16 protein-coding genes, 1 tRNA gene and 1 other RNA gene are annotated in these 16910 nt (G+C 49.6%); 7 read left to right on the top strand and 11 right to left on the bottom strand.

Translation table 11 applies throughout. From position 1 onward, the window contains the following. Positions 1-2: 2 nt before the first annotated feature. Genes HZ996_10245 through rlmD form a run of 4 tightly spaced genes read right to left on the bottom strand, consistent with a single transcriptional unit; the run spans position 3 to position 3067 of the window. A complete protein-coding gene (locus HZ996_10245) occupies positions 3-509 on the bottom strand; it encodes a hypothetical protein (GenBank protein ID QTN39502.1) in 507 nt (168 codons plus the stop codon). Further along, on the bottom strand, positions 502-1008 hold the full coding sequence (locus HZ996_10240; GenBank protein ID QTN39501.1) for a phosphoribosyltransferase: 507 nt from the start codon (positions 1006-1008) through the stop codon (positions 502-504). The genes HZ996_10245 and HZ996_10240 overlap by 8 nt, the downstream gene beginning before the upstream one ends. Positions 1009-1034: 26 nt before the next feature. Next, the gene (locus HZ996_10235; GenBank protein ID QTN39500.1) at positions 1035-1625 is read right to left on the bottom strand and encodes an SAM-dependent methyltransferase; all 591 of its coding nucleotides are present in this window, start codon (positions 1623-1625) and stop codon (positions 1035-1037) included. Next, positions 1622-3067, bottom strand: a complete 1446-nt coding sequence (gene rlmD / locus HZ996_10230) for a 23S rRNA (uracil(1939)-C(5))-methyltransferase RlmD (GenBank protein ID QTN39499.1) — start codon at positions 3065-3067, stop codon at positions 1622-1624. The genes HZ996_10235 and rlmD overlap by 4 nt, the downstream gene beginning before the upstream one ends. 90 nt (positions 3068-3157) lie before the next feature. Between rlmD and HZ996_10225 the strand changes: the two genes are divergently transcribed. Continuing rightward, the gene (locus HZ996_10225) at positions 3158-4279 is read left to right on the top strand and encodes an MBL fold metallo-hydrolase (protein QTN39498.1); all 1122 of its coding nucleotides are present in this window, start codon (positions 3158-3160) and stop codon (positions 4277-4279) included. Here the strand turns inward: HZ996_10225 and HZ996_10220 are convergent. The 3 genes from HZ996_10220 to HZ996_10210 form a co-directional block, all read right to left on the bottom strand. Next, positions 4276-4854: a DUF479 domain-containing protein gene (locus HZ996_10220; protein ID QTN39497.1), complete on the bottom strand. Its 579-nt coding sequence runs from the start codon at positions 4852-4854 to the stop codon at positions 4276-4278. The two genes, HZ996_10225 and HZ996_10220, sit on opposite strands and share 4 nt — an antisense overlap. Continuing rightward, the gene (rocD, locus tag HZ996_10215; GenBank protein QTN39496.1) at positions 4851-6137 is read right to left on the bottom strand and encodes an ornithine--oxo-acid transaminase; all 1287 of its coding nucleotides are present in this window, start codon (positions 6135-6137) and stop codon (positions 4851-4853) included. Before rocD ends, HZ996_10220 begins: the two co-directional genes overlap by 4 nt. Positions 6138-6199: 62 nt before the next feature. Then, positions 6200-7288, bottom strand: a complete 1089-nt coding sequence (locus tag HZ996_10210) for a glutaminyl-peptide cyclotransferase (GenBank protein ID QTN39495.1) — start codon at positions 7286-7288, stop codon at positions 6200-6202. Between the two features lie 31 nt (positions 7289-7319). Here HZ996_10210 and HZ996_10205 point away from each other — a divergent pair, with 31 nt between their 5' ends. Continuing rightward, positions 7320-7871, top strand: coding sequence for a Smr/MutS family protein (locus tag HZ996_10205; protein ID QTN39494.1), 552 nt, complete (start codon positions 7320-7322; stop codon positions 7869-7871). 5 nt (positions 7872-7876) lie between these two features. Continuing rightward, positions 7877-8250: RNase P RNA component class A (gene rnpB, locus HZ996_10200), an RNA gene on the top strand. 63 nt (positions 8251-8313) lie between these two features. Here rnpB and trxB read toward each other — a convergent pair. The 3 genes from trxB to HZ996_10185 form a co-directional block, all read right to left on the bottom strand. Further along, positions 8314-9288, bottom strand: a complete 975-nt coding sequence (gene trxB, locus HZ996_10195) for a thioredoxin-disulfide reductase (protein QTN39493.1) — start codon at positions 9286-9288, stop codon at positions 8314-8316. A gap of 70 nt (positions 9289-9358) precedes the next feature. Next, on the bottom strand, positions 9359-10249 hold the full coding sequence (locus HZ996_10190) for a DUF4249 family protein (GenBank protein ID QTN39492.1): 891 nt from the start codon (positions 10247-10249) through the stop codon (positions 9359-9361). Beyond that, entirely contained in the window at positions 10246-12600 is a 2355-nt protein-coding gene (locus tag HZ996_10185; GenBank protein ID QTN39491.1) for a TonB-dependent receptor, read from the bottom strand. The genes HZ996_10190 and HZ996_10185 overlap by 4 nt, the downstream gene beginning before the upstream one ends. Positions 12601-12686: 86 nt before the next feature. On the opposite strand from HZ996_10185, the gene HZ996_10180 reads away from it, so the two are divergent. The 4 genes from HZ996_10180 to gcvT all read left to right on the top strand — a co-directional run bounded on the left by HZ996_10180 (position 12687) and on the right by gcvT (position 15560). Further along, positions 12687-12761: transfer RNA gene (locus HZ996_10180), tRNA-Pro, on the top strand. 208 nt (positions 12762-12969) lie between these two features. Beyond that, positions 12970-13758 (top strand): hypothetical protein, encoded by a 789-nt coding sequence (locus HZ996_10175; protein QTN39490.1) that lies wholly within the window; start codon positions 12970-12972, stop codon positions 13756-13758. A gap of 86 nt (positions 13759-13844) precedes the next feature. After that, positions 13845-14426 (top strand): tRNA-(ms[2]io[6]A)-hydroxylase, encoded by a 582-nt coding sequence (locus tag HZ996_10170; GenBank protein ID QTN39489.1) that lies wholly within the window; start codon positions 13845-13847, stop codon positions 14424-14426. A gap of 57 nt (positions 14427-14483) precedes the next feature. Next, positions 14484-15560 (top strand): glycine cleavage system aminomethyltransferase GcvT, encoded by a 1077-nt coding sequence (gene gcvT / locus HZ996_10165; protein QTN39488.1) that lies wholly within the window; start codon positions 14484-14486, stop codon positions 15558-15560. Between the two features lie 72 nt (positions 15561-15632). On the opposite strand, the gene HZ996_10160 is transcribed toward gcvT, so the two are convergent. Beyond that, positions 15633-16883, bottom strand: coding sequence for an aminotransferase class I/II-fold pyridoxal phosphate-dependent enzyme (locus HZ996_10160; GenBank protein ID QTN39487.1), 1251 nt, complete (start codon positions 16881-16883; stop codon positions 15633-15635). Positions 16884-16910 lie beyond the last annotated feature (27 nt).

The raw sequence follows: 16910 nt of genomic DNA, 5'->3' as shown, positions 1-16910 counted from the left end.
CGTTAGCGCCTACGGCGCGATGCAGCACTGACCTCAGGATTAAACGACGTGAGGTTACTCCCGATGACCTCGGCCCAATGAGCCGCGGCTTCACGCGCCTGTTCCACATCCGGGTAACGGCACAAGGTCAGGCGTTCCCGATGATTGGGCGTCAAGAGACATACATCAAAAACGCGCTCTGAATTCTCAATGCGCTGATTGCTGTAGTACGAATACATCGTATGGCTGAGCGTTTTTCGAAGCACAGCCATATCCGGGAAATGTTCCAACGGTTCCCAGGTGCCTTGATCCATCCAGAACACCCGCGTGTACTCTCGAATTCTTCCGTTTTCGAGATCCAGTTCGGTACCTAGGGTAGTAAAGCTTAGGAAAATTCCTCCGGCCAAGGGAAGAAGAGCCACAAGGGGATTGAAAAAGACGCTCACCACGCTCATCGCGAGAAGGAGATAACCCGCAAATACACCTGCTGGTGGGAAGTTTTTCCCGTGAACGAATCGGTGGCTATTCAAGATATACGGCGTCGGTTTCTCCAAATTCCACGCTGACGTGTTCCTGAAGTGTCGTGCTCAGTTTGAGACCTACATACGTTGCTTGAATAGGGAAGCGGTTGTGTCCTCTGTCCACAAGCACCAAAATATCCAAGGCCTTCAAGGGGGTGGTCAAAAAGTGTTTTGCACCATAAATCAAGGTTTTCCCCGAATTCAGAACGTCGTCTACCAATACGACCGTTTTGCCCGAATAGTCTTCTACGTCCAAGCTGAGCTGGATGGGATTGTCGATGGGGTTGTCCTTGTCCAAATGGAGCTCGGCAAGGGTAATCTTGAGGTCCGTGATCTTGGCCAATAATACGCTCACGCGTTTGGCGACCATGTATCCGCGCTTGGCGATTCCCGCAATGATGATTTCCGATTCACCGTGATGATTTTCATAGATCTGCCAAGCCATGCGGATAATCCGCTGCTCAATTTGCAGGTGGTCGAGAATCAAGGTGCGTTCTTGTGCGGACATAGTGCTTAATTTCCTAGCTAAGATACTTACTTCCTGCGAAGGTGCATGAACCATTCGCTACCGGCTCTGGGCGGTATACTGTTCCCACAGGGCTCCCAGACCAGGAACTCGAAATCTTCTTCAAAAAGAGGCCTGTAATCAGCTTCGTGCCCACCGAAGGGAGGGCGGTCCTCGTTGAGTGGAATATTGAATAGAACACCCGCCAAGTGCCCGCCACTGGGCAAGAGCTTCGCCATTTGTTTGACGTAATCGACCCGTAATTCTGGATGCAGGGCGCAAAAAAAGGTCTGTTCGATAATTAAGTCGTATTGATCGCGATGCATGAAAAAGTCCTGCTCAATCAGGTGCCCGGTCGGAAAATCAGGTACGCGTTTGTGAAACCCGCGCAGTGCTTGTTCGCTGACATCCAATACGTGGATATGCTCGTACCCATTTTCCCAGGCATACTCAGCCTCGTACGCGTTTCCCGCTCCTGGGATCAGCACCTTAGCATTCTTCTTAGGATAGCGGTCTAGAAATTCAACCAGTGGACGGCTTGGGCCGCCCAAATCCCATCCCATTTGATTGTGGATGTAGCGTTCGTTCCAGAACTCCGCATTTAGGTCTTCCGCTTTCATAGAGGCTTCGCTTTGAGGGACACAATGTTTTCAACGTGATGGGTGTGCGGGAACATATCGACCGGCTGTACTTCTACAATATCGTATGCTTCTTTCAACAAAGCCAGGTCGCGTGCCTGTGTTGCAGAATTACAGCTGACATAGACGATACGATCAGGGCGTGCGGCAAGTAGGGTTTCTACAACTTTGGCATGCATACCATCGCGTGGAGGATCGGTGATCACCACGTCAGGTACGCCATGAGTGTCAACAAACTCAGAGGTCAGAACATTCCGCATATCACCCACGTGAAACTCGACATTACTCAGTCCATTTCGTTCTGCATTTTCCCGTGCCGCCAGAATTGCTTCTTCCACGGCTTCTACCCCCACAACGTGTCTCGCTTTATGCGCTACGAATTGGGCAATAGTTCCCGTTCCGGTGTATAAGTCATAGACCAGCTCATCTCCCTTTAGATCGGCCATTTGACGGGCACGTTCATATAGTAAATAAGCCTGCTTTGGGTTGGTCTGGTAAAAAGTCTTGGGACCGATTTTGAAGCGCAGTGGATCGCTGTCTCCCTCGAATCGAGGCATTTCTTCCATGATGTAGGGCGATCCAGAATAACACTGAACGTCTAAATCATACCAAGCGTCGTTTCCTTTGGTGTTGACGGTCCACATGAGACTGGTCAGTTGCGGAAATGTGCTTTTGAGGTACTCCAACAGCGCTTCACTACGTTTTTGGTCATCATCTCCAAACTGAATGGCCAGCATGACTTCACCGGTCGTAGTGGTGCGCACCATCATGGTTCTCAGAAGTCCGACTTGCTCATATGGATTGAAGAAACTCAAATCGTTCTTTAAGGCGTATTCGCGTATTGCGTTACGCAGTTCATTGCTGGGTTCAGGCTGCAAATGGCAATGATCGATGTCCAGGATCTTATCCCACATCCCGGGGATGTGGAAACCGACGGCACGGCGATCTTCAAAAACTTCATCACTGGCCATTTCCTCTGGACTGAGCCAGCGTTGCGAACTAAAGCCAAATTCGAGTTTATTTCGGTAGTAGAATTGCTCTCCGGAACCCAGGATCGGATGGGTTTGATTCTCCGGAAGATCCAAATGGCCTATACGGGTCAAATGATCGAGCACCTCGCGCTCCTTCCATTCAATCTGCTTCGCGTAATCTACATTCTGCCATTTGCACCCGCCGCAAACACCAAAGTGTTTACAAGGCGCGTCTACGCGAGCTTCTGAATATTGATGTACGGCAGCGGTTCGCCCCTCGTAGTAGCTGCGCTTTTTCTTGATGACCTGCACATCTACGACATCACCAGGTACAGCGCCTGAAAGCATAATGGTCTTTCCATCCGGGGCTTGAGCTATACTCTTTCCACGTGCTCCTGCACGAAGTACCTCGACGGATTCAAAAAAGGGATTGGGACGTTTTCTTCTCGGCATAGGACAAAGGTCGGGAAAAGTCCGCTTCGGAGAAACGGATATATCGTCTTCCTTCTTTTGACGTTCTTTGCACCAGCAACGTAGACATTCATGAAAATTTTGAAGAAAATGGGATGGATCCTGTTGATCATCGTCGTCCTCTTGGTGGTAGGGATCGCCATCTTTATTAAAACCGCTCCTCAATTCGGCCAATCGCCCAAAGGAGCTGATCTGGAACGTATTTCTGAATCTCCCAATTACGGAGACGGCCAGTTCATCAATCTTATCGAAACCAAAATGGGATCATTCGGAGAAATGATGGGAACCATGCCCGAATTCATCTTTGGAAAGAACAAGGCGCCTAAGAACCCGCTCCCAACGAAATTCGATACTGCTGAGGCTCCAGAGAGTGACACTGCATGTTACATCACATGGTACGGGCATTCTGCTTTCTTGATCGAGATGGATGGTCAGCGTATTCTCATTGACCCCATGCTCGGAAAAGTAGCTGCACCGGTATCTTTTGGATCCAAAAGGTGGCCCTATCAACAACCCATTCCCTTAGAGTCCATCACACAGATTGATGCCGTCATCCTCTCACATGATCATTATGACCACTTGGATTATGCGAGCATCAAGCTCTTGAAGGATCGGGTCGGGCATTTCTATACTGCATTAGGGGTGGGATCACATCTGAAACTTTGGGGAGTGCCTGAAGAAAAGATCACCGAGCTCGATTGGTGGCAGTCGGCTACTCAGGGCGATTTGAGCTTTAAAGCAACTCCAGCCCGTCATTTCTCTGGGCGAGGAATTGGAGATCAAAATAAAACACAATGGGCCAGCTGGGTGATCCGCGGAACTCATCAAAACCTCTACTTCAGTGGAGACGGTGGGTATGGTCCTCACTTTAAAGAGATTGGTGAGAAAGAGGGACCTTTCGATCTGGCCATGATGGAATGTGGTCAATACAATGAGGCATGGCATGCCATCCACATGATGCCTGAGGAAAGCGTGCAAGCCGGTCAGGAGGTAGGAGCAAGCCTACTCATGCCGATTCATTGGGGTGCGTTTACGCTAGCCGTTCATGAATGGACAGACCCTATTGTTCGATTCAAGGCAGCGGCAGACACAGCAGAAGTAACCATGATTCATCCGTTTATCGGAGAACGATTCCAACTTGGCGTAGATCTTCCTCAAGAGCCATGGTGGGTTGGAGTTGATGACGCCAACTAGGATAAAAAGTCGCGACAAGCAGCTTCCAAGTCCGGAAAAAACTCAAAGAAATCGGCTTCTAGCTCGGCGTGATAGGCCTTGAGTTCTCGAACACCCTCTTCCATTCTGCTTTCGAAACGGGCCCGTCGGCCCATGCCTTGAAGCACGCTGTTGATTCCTTCAAAATTGGCATAGTTTGTCAACCAATCGTAACGCTTCATATAGGGTAGCATAAACTGTATGCGCTCCGGCAATATAGGTTTGTGCGCATACATAAGATCGTACATTGATTGAGCGTATACGGGCAAGTCGATGGAGGAGTACTTGGACCAGTGTAAGGCCAAGAAGTGGTCGTAATAGATATCCATCAGCACCGAGGCATACTTGTGGTATACAGGCCTGATGCGCTCCTTGGAACGTTCAACAACGGGGTGATGATCCGTAAACTCGTCAATATGCCAGTGCAGCTCCACGCCGCGCTGCATTTCTTCAGGGTACTGATCAAGTTGAGAGCGACGAATCGCATCGCCGCAAAAATTGCCCACTGCGAGTAACTCATCATCCCCGCTTAAATAAAGGTGGGCTAGATAGTTCAAGCGTGTTCCGCTTCGTATTCCCGAATCGTCCGAGTGATGATTTCCACGCAATCCATCAACTGCTCTTCATTCATGACTAGAGGAGGAGCAAAGCGGATGATGTTACCGTGGGTAGGCTTAGCCAAAAGACCGTTATCGCGCAGTTTCAAGCAGATATCCCAGGCGGTACTAGAATCTTGGTGGTCGTTGATGACAATGGCGTTTAACAAACCTCGACCGCGCACCAAACGAACCAGAGAAGTCGTTTCGATAAACTTGTTCATCTCTTCGCGGAAGAGTTTGCCCAGGCGTCGTGCATTGCCACTGAGTTCTTCATTCTCCACTACTTCCAAGGCGGCGATCGCCACTTTAGCTCCAAGAGGATTTCCTCCAAAGGTAGAGCCGTGGGTTCCAGGAGTAATCACTTCCATCACATCGTTGTCGGCCAATACTGCAGAAACCGGATAAACCCCACCGCTGATGGCTTTACCGAGGATAAGGATGTCTGGCTTGTACTCGTACTGTTGCTCACAACGCGCACCGCACGTACATTCACCGCAAACGGCCAATAGTGCTCCGGTTCGGGCAATACCCGTTTGAATTTCATCGTCGATCAACAGCACGTTCGCGTCTTGACACATCTTGGCTGCTGTAGCCATATATCCAGGCGTCGGAACAAAAACTCCCGCCTCGCCTTGAATGGGCTCTACTAGGAAACCTGCGACATGCTCATCTTGCAAGGCTTCACGGAGTGCGTCTAAGTCGTTGTAGGGAATGCGGATGAATCCACCGGTATAGGGGCCGAAGTTTCCTCGAGCTTCAGGATCACTGCTGAAGCTGATGATGGTTGTGGTGCGTCCGTGAAAGTTGTTCTCGGCCACGATGATCTTGGCTTGATTGGGCTCAATGCCTTTTTTCTCATAAGCCCATTTCCGCGCTATCTTAATCGCCGTTTCAACAGCCTCAGCTCCCGTATTCATAGGAAGCAATTTGTCGAACCCGAAGTACTCGGTCGCATACTTTTCGTACTCACCGAGTACATCATTGTAAAAGGCTCTAGAAGTCAAGGTAAGACTATCCGCTTGATCCTTCAAGGCATTGATGATGTGAGGATGGCAATGACCCTGATTTACAGCGGAATAACTGCTCAAAAAGTCATAATACTTCTTGCCGTCCACATCCCAAACGTGAACCCCTTCACCGCGACTCAAAACCACCGGTAAGGGATGGTAATTGTGTGCTCCATGCTCATTCTCGAGCTCTATATATTGATTGGCTTTACTGTCAACGGCTACGTGATCCATAATCTTTTCCTTTAAGTCCTTACCAAAGGTACGTTTTGCGCGTGAAAGCGCCATGGATTTGATTAGGGTGCCTGCGGCACGATGCGCACTTCATACACGCTTGGCCAAAGTTTCCCCGTCACATACACGTGCCCAGTTTCGGCGTTGTAGGCTATGCCGTTGAAGACATCGGTTCTGCGTGGATAGCTCCGACGATCAAAAATGGAGTTGAAGTCAATAACGCCGGTCACTGCTCCTGAATTGGGATCGATACGGGCGATATACCGCGTTCCATAGATGTTGGCCCAGAGTTCCCCGTTGATCCACTCCAATTCGTTGAGGTTGATCATCCGGGCTCGTTCATTGTACACCTGAATCACGTCGATTTGCGTCATGGTCTTCGGGTCCAGCACGTAGATTCGATGACTTCCATCGGTCATGAACAGAGCAGTGTCGTTGTGCGTCAGTCCCCAGCCCTCCGTGTTGTAGTAGAACTCTTCAACCGGGGTGAAGGTCTCAAGGTCGTATATAAAACCGGTTTGTCCTTTCCACGTCAACTGGTATAGGCGATCTTCATAAATAGTGATGCCCTCACCGAAGAATCGCGCTGGAATATTGTGGCTTCGCGAAATTTTCCCCGTCTCAATGTCAACTTCTCTCAAGCTGGATTGACCTTTGAGCCCTGTTCCCTCATACATGACACCTTCATGGTAGAAGAACCCCTGCGTATAGGCATCTGGGTCATGGGGGTACTCTTTAATGAGCTCATAGGTGTATTGAGCAGGTTCTGTGGAAGCCGCCAATTCCTTTATAATGGTCTTGCTCTGAGTGCGCCCATCTGATGTAGTCCCGGTCAAGGTGAAGGCATACTCTCCTAAGCGCATTCCTGTGCTGAACCAGAGTAGTCCGCTTTCTGATCCGGCCGTAGGCCGTCCATTTACCGTCCACTGCCACTGGTCAAAAAGAATGCTCTCATCGACTCGCTCAACGTCAATAACGAGCGTATCGCCTTGCTGCAGCAAGGGAACGGTAGTCTCGGTACTCAAACGAAAAGCCGTGGGCAGCTTCTCTTTTTGAGGCTGGGTAGAACCTTTCTGACTGGGCTCAGAAGAACACCCGGCCAAAAATGCGAAGAGGGAAAATAGAACGATTCGGCGCATCAAGCGTTTCATTTGGCGTAAAAGTAGGTTGTATTTTTGCACTATGGAAATTAAAACCGGTATGCGGGTCGTTATGGTCGACGACGTGTTGGAAGGCACGGTGAGCGAGGTCCGTGGCAATCTAATCACCTTTATTACCGATGATGGTTTTCAAGAAGAGGCCTGGAGTCATGAGCTTGTCATTGATGCCGGTGAAACCTACGACATCACGCGTGCAACCGATGCAGAAGAGTTACCCAAGCTCATCAGGGAAAAGGAAGGAAGCCCAAGCCCTAAAGGCCAAAGAGGCTCCAAAAAGCACAGTCGACGCACCCGAAAGGTGGATATGGAGGTCGATTTGCACATACACCAGCTGGTTGATACCGAGCGAGGACTCAACTCCCACGACAAGCTTCGCATTCAAATGGAGCACTTTGAACGCAAGATGCGACATGCCTTGGAGAACAACTTACACCGGGTGGTTTTCATCCACGGAGTTGGAGCGGGTGTATTAAAACACGAAATTTGTCGACTGTTGGATGAAGTCTATCATCTGGAGCACTTTGATGCGGCCTTCCAGAAATATGGCTTCGGAGCCACAGAAGTTCTTTTATAAACGATTTTGCGAACCGTTCTGTCGCTGCCAGGCTTAGCCTGGGGGAGGAAAGTCCGGACAACTCAGAGCACCATACTTCCTAACGGGAAGGGCCTCCGATCGGATACGGGGGTACGACCAGTGCCGCAGAAAAGAACCGCCTCGCTTGCGGGGTAAGGGTGAAAAGGTGGGGTAAGAGCCCACCAGTGCATCGGGTAACCGGTGCAGCTGGGTAAACTCTATGGGTTGAAAGACCGTGTATACCGGGATTGAGGGCTGCTCGCTCGAACCGGGGGGTAGGTCGATGCCGATCGTACGCGTGAGCGTGCGGCTAGATAAATGACAGACTTTGCGCCTACGGCGCGATGGACAGAATCCGGCTTATAGGTTCGCCTTTATCCGACAAAAACAAAGCCGCCTTCCTAAAAGGAGGGCGGCTTTGCCATTTTATAGAGTGTGGCGCTTATCCAGCAGCCACTTCTTCTTCGACATTCTCAAATTCTGCCAAGTAGCGTTCGGCGTCCAAGGCAGCCATACAACCTGTTCCGGCAGCAGTCACCGCTTGACGGTAGACGCTGTCCATCACATCTCCTGAAGCAAATACTCCAGGTTTCCGCGTGCGCGTACTACCTGCCTGTACATTGAGGTAACCGACATCATCCATATCCAATTGACCTTCGAAGATGTCCGTATTTGGTTTGTGTCCAATGGCCACAAAGAATCCTTGGATGGCCAATTCAGTTTTCTCACCGCTTTGGTTGTTCACCACGCGAACTCCTTCTACCACATTGCTTCCGAAGATTTCTTCGGCTTCCGTGTTCCAGTGAACGGTAATGTTTGGCGTATTGAATACGCGGTGCTGCATCGCTTTAGATGCGCGCAACTCATCACGACGCACCAACATGTGAACGTGCTTGGCCAACTTCGATAGGTAAGTTGCTTCTTCAGCAGCGGTATCTCCACCACCAACGATGGCTACGTCCATGCCTTTATAGAAGAATCCATCACATACAGCACAAGCACTTACCCCAGAACCGGCGTAGGTCTTCTCTGACTCCAATCCTAGGTACTTAGCAGTAGCACCAGTAGAAATGATCACCGTGCGCGCGTGGATTTCTGTTTTTCCGTCGACCCAAAGCTTGTGGTAAGCTCCCGGCTCATCGCTGAACTCCACTTTGGTCACCATACCCCAACGTACCTCAGTTCCAAAGCGCTCGGCTTGTTCTTTGAGTTCCTCCATCATGGCAGGACCAGTAATTCCCTTTGGATATCCAGGGAAGTTCTCCACGTCCGTGGTGGTGGTCAATTGACCTCCAGGCTCCATTCCTTGAATCATCACCGGCTTCAAGTCTGCGCGGGCCGCATAGATGGCTGCGGTATATCCTGCTGGACCCGATCCAATGATGACGGTGTCCAGTTTTTCGATTGTGTTGCTCATAGCTTAATCATTTACAAGACAAAATTACAAAGATTGGCAAGGCCAGAATGTCAGAGGGGTTACAAAGTTATTATGGAATATAAACAGTGTCGATGGACTCGGCATATCCACCCCAGATTCCAATACCGCCTTCTCCTTGAATATTAGAAGCCAAGTTTTGAGAGGGGCTGAAGGCATCACTCGCCTCGTTGTTTCGGGTACTTTGCCAAAATTCATAGGTCACTGGATCAATGGCGTTCCAATACAGTGCTACGGTCTGTCCCGGCACAAAACGGAATTGATCGGGAATTTCCTCACTCACGGATGAGTCATAGCGCTCGGCATAGGTTCGAGATCGATACACCGTGGATTCATAGGTAAGGCCATTGACCAAGCGATCGGTTCGAGTGGCCCCAGAGGTGGCGTATGGGATATCATCTATCCCAATACGTTGATAGGCGAGTCGATGGTTATTGCCTAAGGTGTCCGGATCGGAGAATTGATAATAGATGGGACCGATACTATCTCCAGTTTCCAGGTGAACCGCATCCGGGAACCACCAAAGAGAGTCCAAGGGCTGAACCCTCGGAATAAGGGTGGTCGCCGTGAGTACCTTTCCATCGACGTACACCTCAAGATCGTAACGCCGATTTTCTTGTCCAATGATTTCTTGTCCAAAGTAGGCGACAGGCGGTAAGTACCCTTCGTTGAGATCAAAGATACAGGTGTCCCGAATGGTTCCGTCTGTTATGACGACAATGGCATCCTCAATGATGAAATCTTCAACATTGGTTAGGTCAATAGGATCGAAAAAGCCGACGTTTCGGGTCAGGGAAACGCGAGCGTATTGTCCGGAAGTAATGTATCCTTCCACAACGATACGATCCTCAAAAGCATCGATATCCAGATCGATCTCGCTCTCGCATCCGCCCGTGAGGGCGAAAGCCAGAATCATTAAGATATGATGCATGAACTTTTTCATAGAAACTTGAAATTCCAGGTGATGCTCGGGAGAATAGGGAAGAGGGTGACTTGCTGTGCGGAAAGGCTGTAGGTGCCTTCTAGTATAGAGCCTTGATCATCAAAGAAGATGAAGAAGGGGTTCTGTCGATTGTAAGCGTTGTATACGCTGAAGACAAAGGAGCTTTCAAACCGCTCTGTTTTCTTGGCGATCCACGTGGCGCTGAGATCCAACCGATGGTAGGCTGGCAGTCGCTTGCTGTTTCGCGGTCCCCATTCGGTGTACAGCCGTCCATCGATCATATATCGAGATTTCGGAGGAGTGTAATTGGCCCCGGTTCCATAGACAAAGACGCTCCCAAAGCTCCATCGATCATTCAGTCGATAGTTCAAGGCCACGGAAATATCGTTGGGGCGGTCGTAAATGGCCAAGAAGGTATTGCCCTCGTTGAGCTCTGGGAAGTACCGAATACTTCTGCTCCAGGTGTACCCGATCCAGCCCGTTAATTTTCCGGTATTCTTTTTTAAGAAGAATTCGACGCCATAGGCTTCACCTGTTCCAAAAGTCAGGTTGTTGTCTGGGTTGTCGGCTACATTTTCATTAGGCGTTACACCTTCCTTGTAGGCAACGAGATTCTCCAACTCCTTATAGTAAGCTTCCACACTGAATTCAAAGGTGTTGTTTCGGAAGTTCTGGAAGTAACCAATACTGTATTGATGACCAATTTGAGGCTTAATGATGTCCGAAGAAGGCAGCCAGAGGTCTGAAGGCAAGCCAAGGGCTGAGAAGGTCACAAGGTGGATGTACTGATAATTGCGAACGGCTCCCACCTTGATGGAGCTGTTCTCTTGAAGCCGGTACCGCATACTGAATCGCGGCTCCCATCCAAGGTAGCTTTGAACCGTCTCTCCCGTGCGGTAGCTAACCGTGTCTTCAATGGAGCCCGATGGGTCTTTCAAGTACCGATCAAACGGACCTACTTGGCTAAAAAATGAAACGCGCATACCCACGTTGATTCTCAAACGGTTGGTCACATCAAAGTCATTTAGAGCGTACACAGCCGCCTCATGAGCGTGTTGTCGATTGACACCCTCAGCCCCAAAAGAGGTGTTCTGTTGTCGACCTCCAACATTGCTGGGCGTTATGATGTGCCGTATGTAATTTGCCCCAAATTTTACGCGGTTCTTAGGATTCGGATGGAAGCTGAAGTCTGTTTTCAAGGTCCAGTCCTGAACACCACTGAAGAGTTCGTAGTCGAAGCTCGAATTGGATGCTTCGTACTGGAAGTAGTAATCGCTAAATACGGCCGTTGTATTGACAAAGAGCTTATCGGAGAAAAGGTGATTCCAACGTAAGCTCGCCGTCGCATTGCCCCAAGGGATAGCCGTTTCAAACTCGCTTTTTGGATCTTGGAAAACGAAATCGTCACGTCCGAAATAGCCAGAAAAGAAAATCCGGTCCTTATCGGTGATCCGGTGGTTGAGTTTCAAGTTGAGGTCATAGAAAAAGTAACTGTTCCCTTCAAATTCAGTCCCGTTGATGAAGGGGTCTAGAAAGAGATCCACATAGGTTCTACGAGCCGAGAATAGATAGCTGGATCGGTTTTCCACGATAGGCCCTTCAGCGGTTATTCGGGAGGCAATCAAGCCAATGCCGCCTTGCTGTTGATGTCTTTTATAGTTCCCGTCCCTTTGGCTTATTTCCAGTACAGAGGATAGGCGACCACCGTAGTTGGCCGGCATTCCGCCCTTGATGAGCTCCACGTTCTTTAAAGCATCCGCGTTGAAGATGCTGAAAAAACCAAGTAGGTGAGAGGCATTGTAAACGACGGCTTCATCCAAAAGGATAAGGTTTTGGTCTGCTCCACCACCGCGGACAAAGAACCCGCTAGAGCCTTCTGCTGCACTCTGAACTCCCGGGAGCAGCTGAATGGACTTCAAGACATCGACCTCTCCACCAACTACGGGAATTTGCCGGATGATATCGAGTTTCAAATCAACCCGACCCATATCCGCGCTTTGAACGTTCTTGTCCGGAGAATCAGCAGTGACAATGACTTCATCGGTGATTAGTGATGAGGCCCTCAGTGGGAGGGAGAGTACCGTGTCAGCATCCAGCTTGAAGGTAAAGCTCTCCTCTTTATAGCCCAGATAGGAAACACGAATGTTCACGAAGCCTTCTTTCAAGGTCAGGGAGTAAAATCCATAGGCATTCGTGGAAGTACCCAATCCTTGTGCCGGCTCAAAGACGTTCGCTCCAATTAAAGACTCGCCAGAAGCCTCATCAGTGAGGTACCCACTCACTGTATAGGACTCCTGTGACCACAAGGCTGCGGACCAGAGAAGTGCTATGATGAAGCTTATCTTTTTCATTGGATTTTGCGAAAGTAATCCTAATTTTGGGGCCCCTCAAGATCGGGTATTTTGATAACGTAAATATCACAATGCTTGTTGAGTATCGGGGTGTAGCTTAGTCCGGTTAAAGCGCACGTCTGGGGGGCGTGAGATCGGAGGTTCAAATCCTCTCACCCCGACAAGAGAATGGAAAAAGCCCGCAATGAGGATTGCGGGTTTTTCTTTTTGAAGCCACTGATTGAAGCATGCTTTAATGAAGTGGCTTCAAAAGAATCCAATGCGACAGCATTGCTTTTTTCATTCTCTTGCATCCTCTCCCTCAAGGATCAGCACTAGCTAATCCTCTCGACGTCTTGCTAATCCTCTCCATTTTCTAATTTTAGGGACATGAAGAAACTCCTTACTCTCTTACTCCTGTGCACAGCAAGCGCAGGATATGCCCAGAATGCCGAAGCCTTCTTCGAGACTTATCAGGAACGCGAAGGATGGACTTTTTCGATTTCCCCTTACGCCTTCTTGGCGGCGCAATCCACGGATGTTGAAGGAGAAGCCATTCGGCAAAACTTTAAAGATTTGAGCAGTCTGACCAATTTTGGATTTCAGGCCATTGCAACGGCGCAATACGAAAGGTGGTTTGTGACAGTGGACGGAACGTACGCACTGTTGGGTAGCGGAGATCAAGGCGATTTCCTCGAAGTAGATTTCAGTATCCGACAGTGGATTGTGGACAACAAGGTAGGATACGTATTTGCCGGACAGCGACTGACCGATGAGAATAGGGTTGTGGATGTTTGGACCCTAAGTGCGACTGTTGGGGCGAAGTACTGGCTGAACGATGTCAACCTGGACTACACTTTAGATATCGGCATTGGTGATCCCATCACCGATGGATTCCAGGAAAAACAGGAATGGTTCGATTTAATGCTGGGCCTGCAGTCCTCCTTTGTATTCAGCCCCGCCGTTAAGATGAACATAGGCTTCGATTACGGTGGCTTTGGTATTGGAAACTCTGCCAAGTACAGTTGGAATCTGAATTACCTCAATACCTTCAAAATGAACGACTGGCTTTTGATCACCGCTGGCTTCCGCAACTTTCAATACAAGCGCGTCGATGACGGGGTAGACACCAAGGTGAATGTCATTGGCCCCTTGCTCGGGGCCACCTTCGTCCTATAACACTGTTATCTGCGCCTACGGCGCGATGCAAAAGCCCTGTTCCGCAGGGCTTTTTTATTTACTTTTGAGCCTCAATTTCAGCCGACATGCTAGGACTTAAATTACCTACGGACCCGCGCTGGGTCAACATCGCCGAAAAGAACATCGAAGAGATTCTAACGGATCACGCGTACTGTGAGCAAAAGGCAGCGAGTACCGCTATTTCGCTGATCATCAGCTATCCGGAGAAAAGTGAACTCGTTGAAGCGATGAGCGCCTTGGCGCAAGAGGAAATGAGCCACTTCAAAATGGTCCATAAGCACATTGTGGATCGGGGACTCGTACTAGGGCGCGAGCGGAAGGATGAGTATGTCCACCGGCTCATGGAATTCTTTCCGAAGACTGGTGACCGCGAACTGCGATTGATTCACCGACTTTTAATTGCGGCCTTGATTGAAGCGCGGAGCTGCGAACGCTTTAAGGTCTTGAGCGAAAACATCGTCGATCAAGAACTGGCCCAGTTCTACCGCAAGCTCATGGTCAGTGAGGCCAATCACTACACCATGTTCTTGAAATTTGCTCGCGAATTTGGCGGAAAGGACGAAGTGGATCCGAAATGGAATGCCCTATTGGAGTATGAGGCAGAGGTGATGAAAGGCTTTGGAACAAAGGAGCTGATCCACGGATAAAGAGACATCGCGCCGTAGGCGCAAAGCATAAGTACTACACACAAAAAGAAGATTACATTGAAAACGACTGCTTTAACCGCTGTACACAAGGCCCTAGGGGCTAAGATGGTGGAATTTGCTGGCTACGAAATGCCGGTCAGTTATGAAGGCTTGAAAGTAGAGCATCAATGCGTCCGCGAAGGCGTAGGGGTTTTTGACGTCAGCCACATGGGTGAGTTCATTATCCGTGGGGAAGGAGCCTTGGCCCTCATTCAAAAAGTGTGTTCCAACGACGCCAGCAAGCTTTTCGACGGAAAGGTACAGTATGCCTGTATGCCCAATGATACGGGCGGTATTGTGGATGACCTGTTGGTCTACCGCATGGGTGAAGAAGAATACATGCTTGTGGTGAATGCCTCGAACATCGAAAAGGATTGGGATTGGATTTCGAAGCACAACACTTTTGGTGCAGAGATGATCAACATTTCGGACAAGACCAGTTTGTTGGCAGTTCAAGGTCCCAAAGCAACTGAAGCGCTGAAATCGCTAACGGAAATGAATCTGGCGGATATGACCTATTACACCTTTGAAAAAGGGGAGTTTGCCGGATTTGATCGCGTATTGGTCAGCGCCACCGGGTACACAGGTGCTGGAGGATTCGAAATCTACTTCGATAACGACAAGGCTGAAGCCATTTGGGAGGCCGTTTTTAAAGCAGGAGCTGACCTGGATATTCAACCCATTGGTTTGGGCGCAAGGGATACGCTTCGTTTGGAGAAAGGGTTTTGCCTGTACGGAAACGACATCGACGATACTACATCGCCTTTGGAAGCTGGATTAGGGTGGGTCACCAAGTTTACCAAGGACTTCGTGAACAGCGAGGCCCTGGCTGCTCAAAAAGAAGCGGGATTGGTGAATCGCCTCGTTGGATTCAAAATGCAAGAGCGCGGGATTCCACGTCACGATTACCCCATTACCGATGGATCCGGCAACGTGATTGGACGCGTGACTTCTGGAACACAGTCGCCGACTTTGGGTGAAGCCATTGGCCTGGGCTACGTGCCCGTATCGCATAAGGCACCTGGGTCGGAGATCTACATCCAAATCCGCAATAAGGAAATCAAGGCCGAGGTGGTGAAGATTCCGTTTCTCTAAAGAAGTTGAGAAAACTCCATAAAAAAAGCCGACTCGTAAGAGCCGGCTTTTCTTTTATATGCAAAGGGTAGCTTACCCTTGAGTCGTCACAATGCGCTCGCCGAAGTATTCCCCTGCGTCGAGCTTTGATTTGATTTTGCTGAAGCACTCGATGGTGTACTTCACATCTTCCAAAGAGTGAACCGCAGTAGGAATCAAGCGAAGCATGATGACTCCTTTGGGTACTACTGGGTAGATTACGATGGAACAGAACAGGTCGAAATTCTCACGGAGGTCCAAGGTTAGGTTGGTGGCCTCTGCAACTGCTCCGTTCAAGAAAACAGGAGTTACCGGTGAGTTCGTCGCTCCAATATTGAATCCAGCCTCAACTAACCCGTTTTGAAGTGCGCGAGCGATCTTCCACAAGTTTTCACGGTGGCTAGGATCAGTTCGCATCATGTCCAAACGCTTCAACGCCGTCTCAACGAGTGGCATGGGCAAGCTTTTCGCGAAGACCTGTGAACGCGTGTTGTAGCGCAAGAAGTCGATGACTTGCTTGTCGGCGCTAATAAAGGCACCGATCAAAGCAAAGGATTTAGCGAAGGTTCCGAAGTAGATGTCGATATCGTCTTGAACTCCTTGCTCTTCACCAGTACCCGCACCGGTTTCACCCATAACGCCGATTCCGTGAGCATCGTCCACCATCAAGCGGAAGCTAAACTTCTTCTTGAGCTCAACAATTTCCTTCAACTTACCTTGGTCTCCGGCCATACCGAATACTCCTTCCGTAATGACGAGGATTCCTCCGTCGGTATTCTCCACGAGCTTGGTCGCACGCTCAAGCTGCTTCTCCAAGTTCTCAATATCGTTGTGTGGGTATACAAAGCGGCGTCCCATGTGCATGCGAAGCCCGTCAATGATACAAGCGTGTGATTCGCTGTCGTAAACGATCACATCGTTACGGTCCACTACAGCGTCAATTGCGGACATGATCCCTTGGTAACCGTAGTTCAAGAGGATGGTGTCCTCTTTCATGACGAAATCGCTCAATTCGCGCTCCAAGCGCTCGTGCTGAGCTGTATTTCCCGACATGATTCGCGCTCCCATCGGATAAGCCAACCCCCAGCGCTCGGTTGCCTCGAGATCAGCTTTACGTACCTCTGGGTGGTTCCCCAATCCGAGGTAGTTGTTCAAGCTCCATACGAGCTTCTCTTTACCGTTGAAGTTCATGCGCGGCGCCAGCTGACCTTCGAGTTTTGGGAAGGTAAAATAGCCGTGTGCGTCTTCTGAATACTGCCCGAGGGGACCTCGGTTGTTCGAAATCTTCTCAAAGATGTCCTTCATAACCTTGATTTGGTTCGTCGAAAAAGA

Source organism: Cryomorphaceae bacterium (genome assembly GCA_017798125.1).
In the GTDB taxonomy this organism is placed as follows: Bacteria; Bacteroidota; Bacteroidia; order Flavobacteriales; family ECT2AJA-044; genus ECT2AJA-044.
The sequence above is the reverse complement of the archived record's forward strand: the minus strand, read 5'-3'. Positions and strand labels throughout refer to the sequence as shown.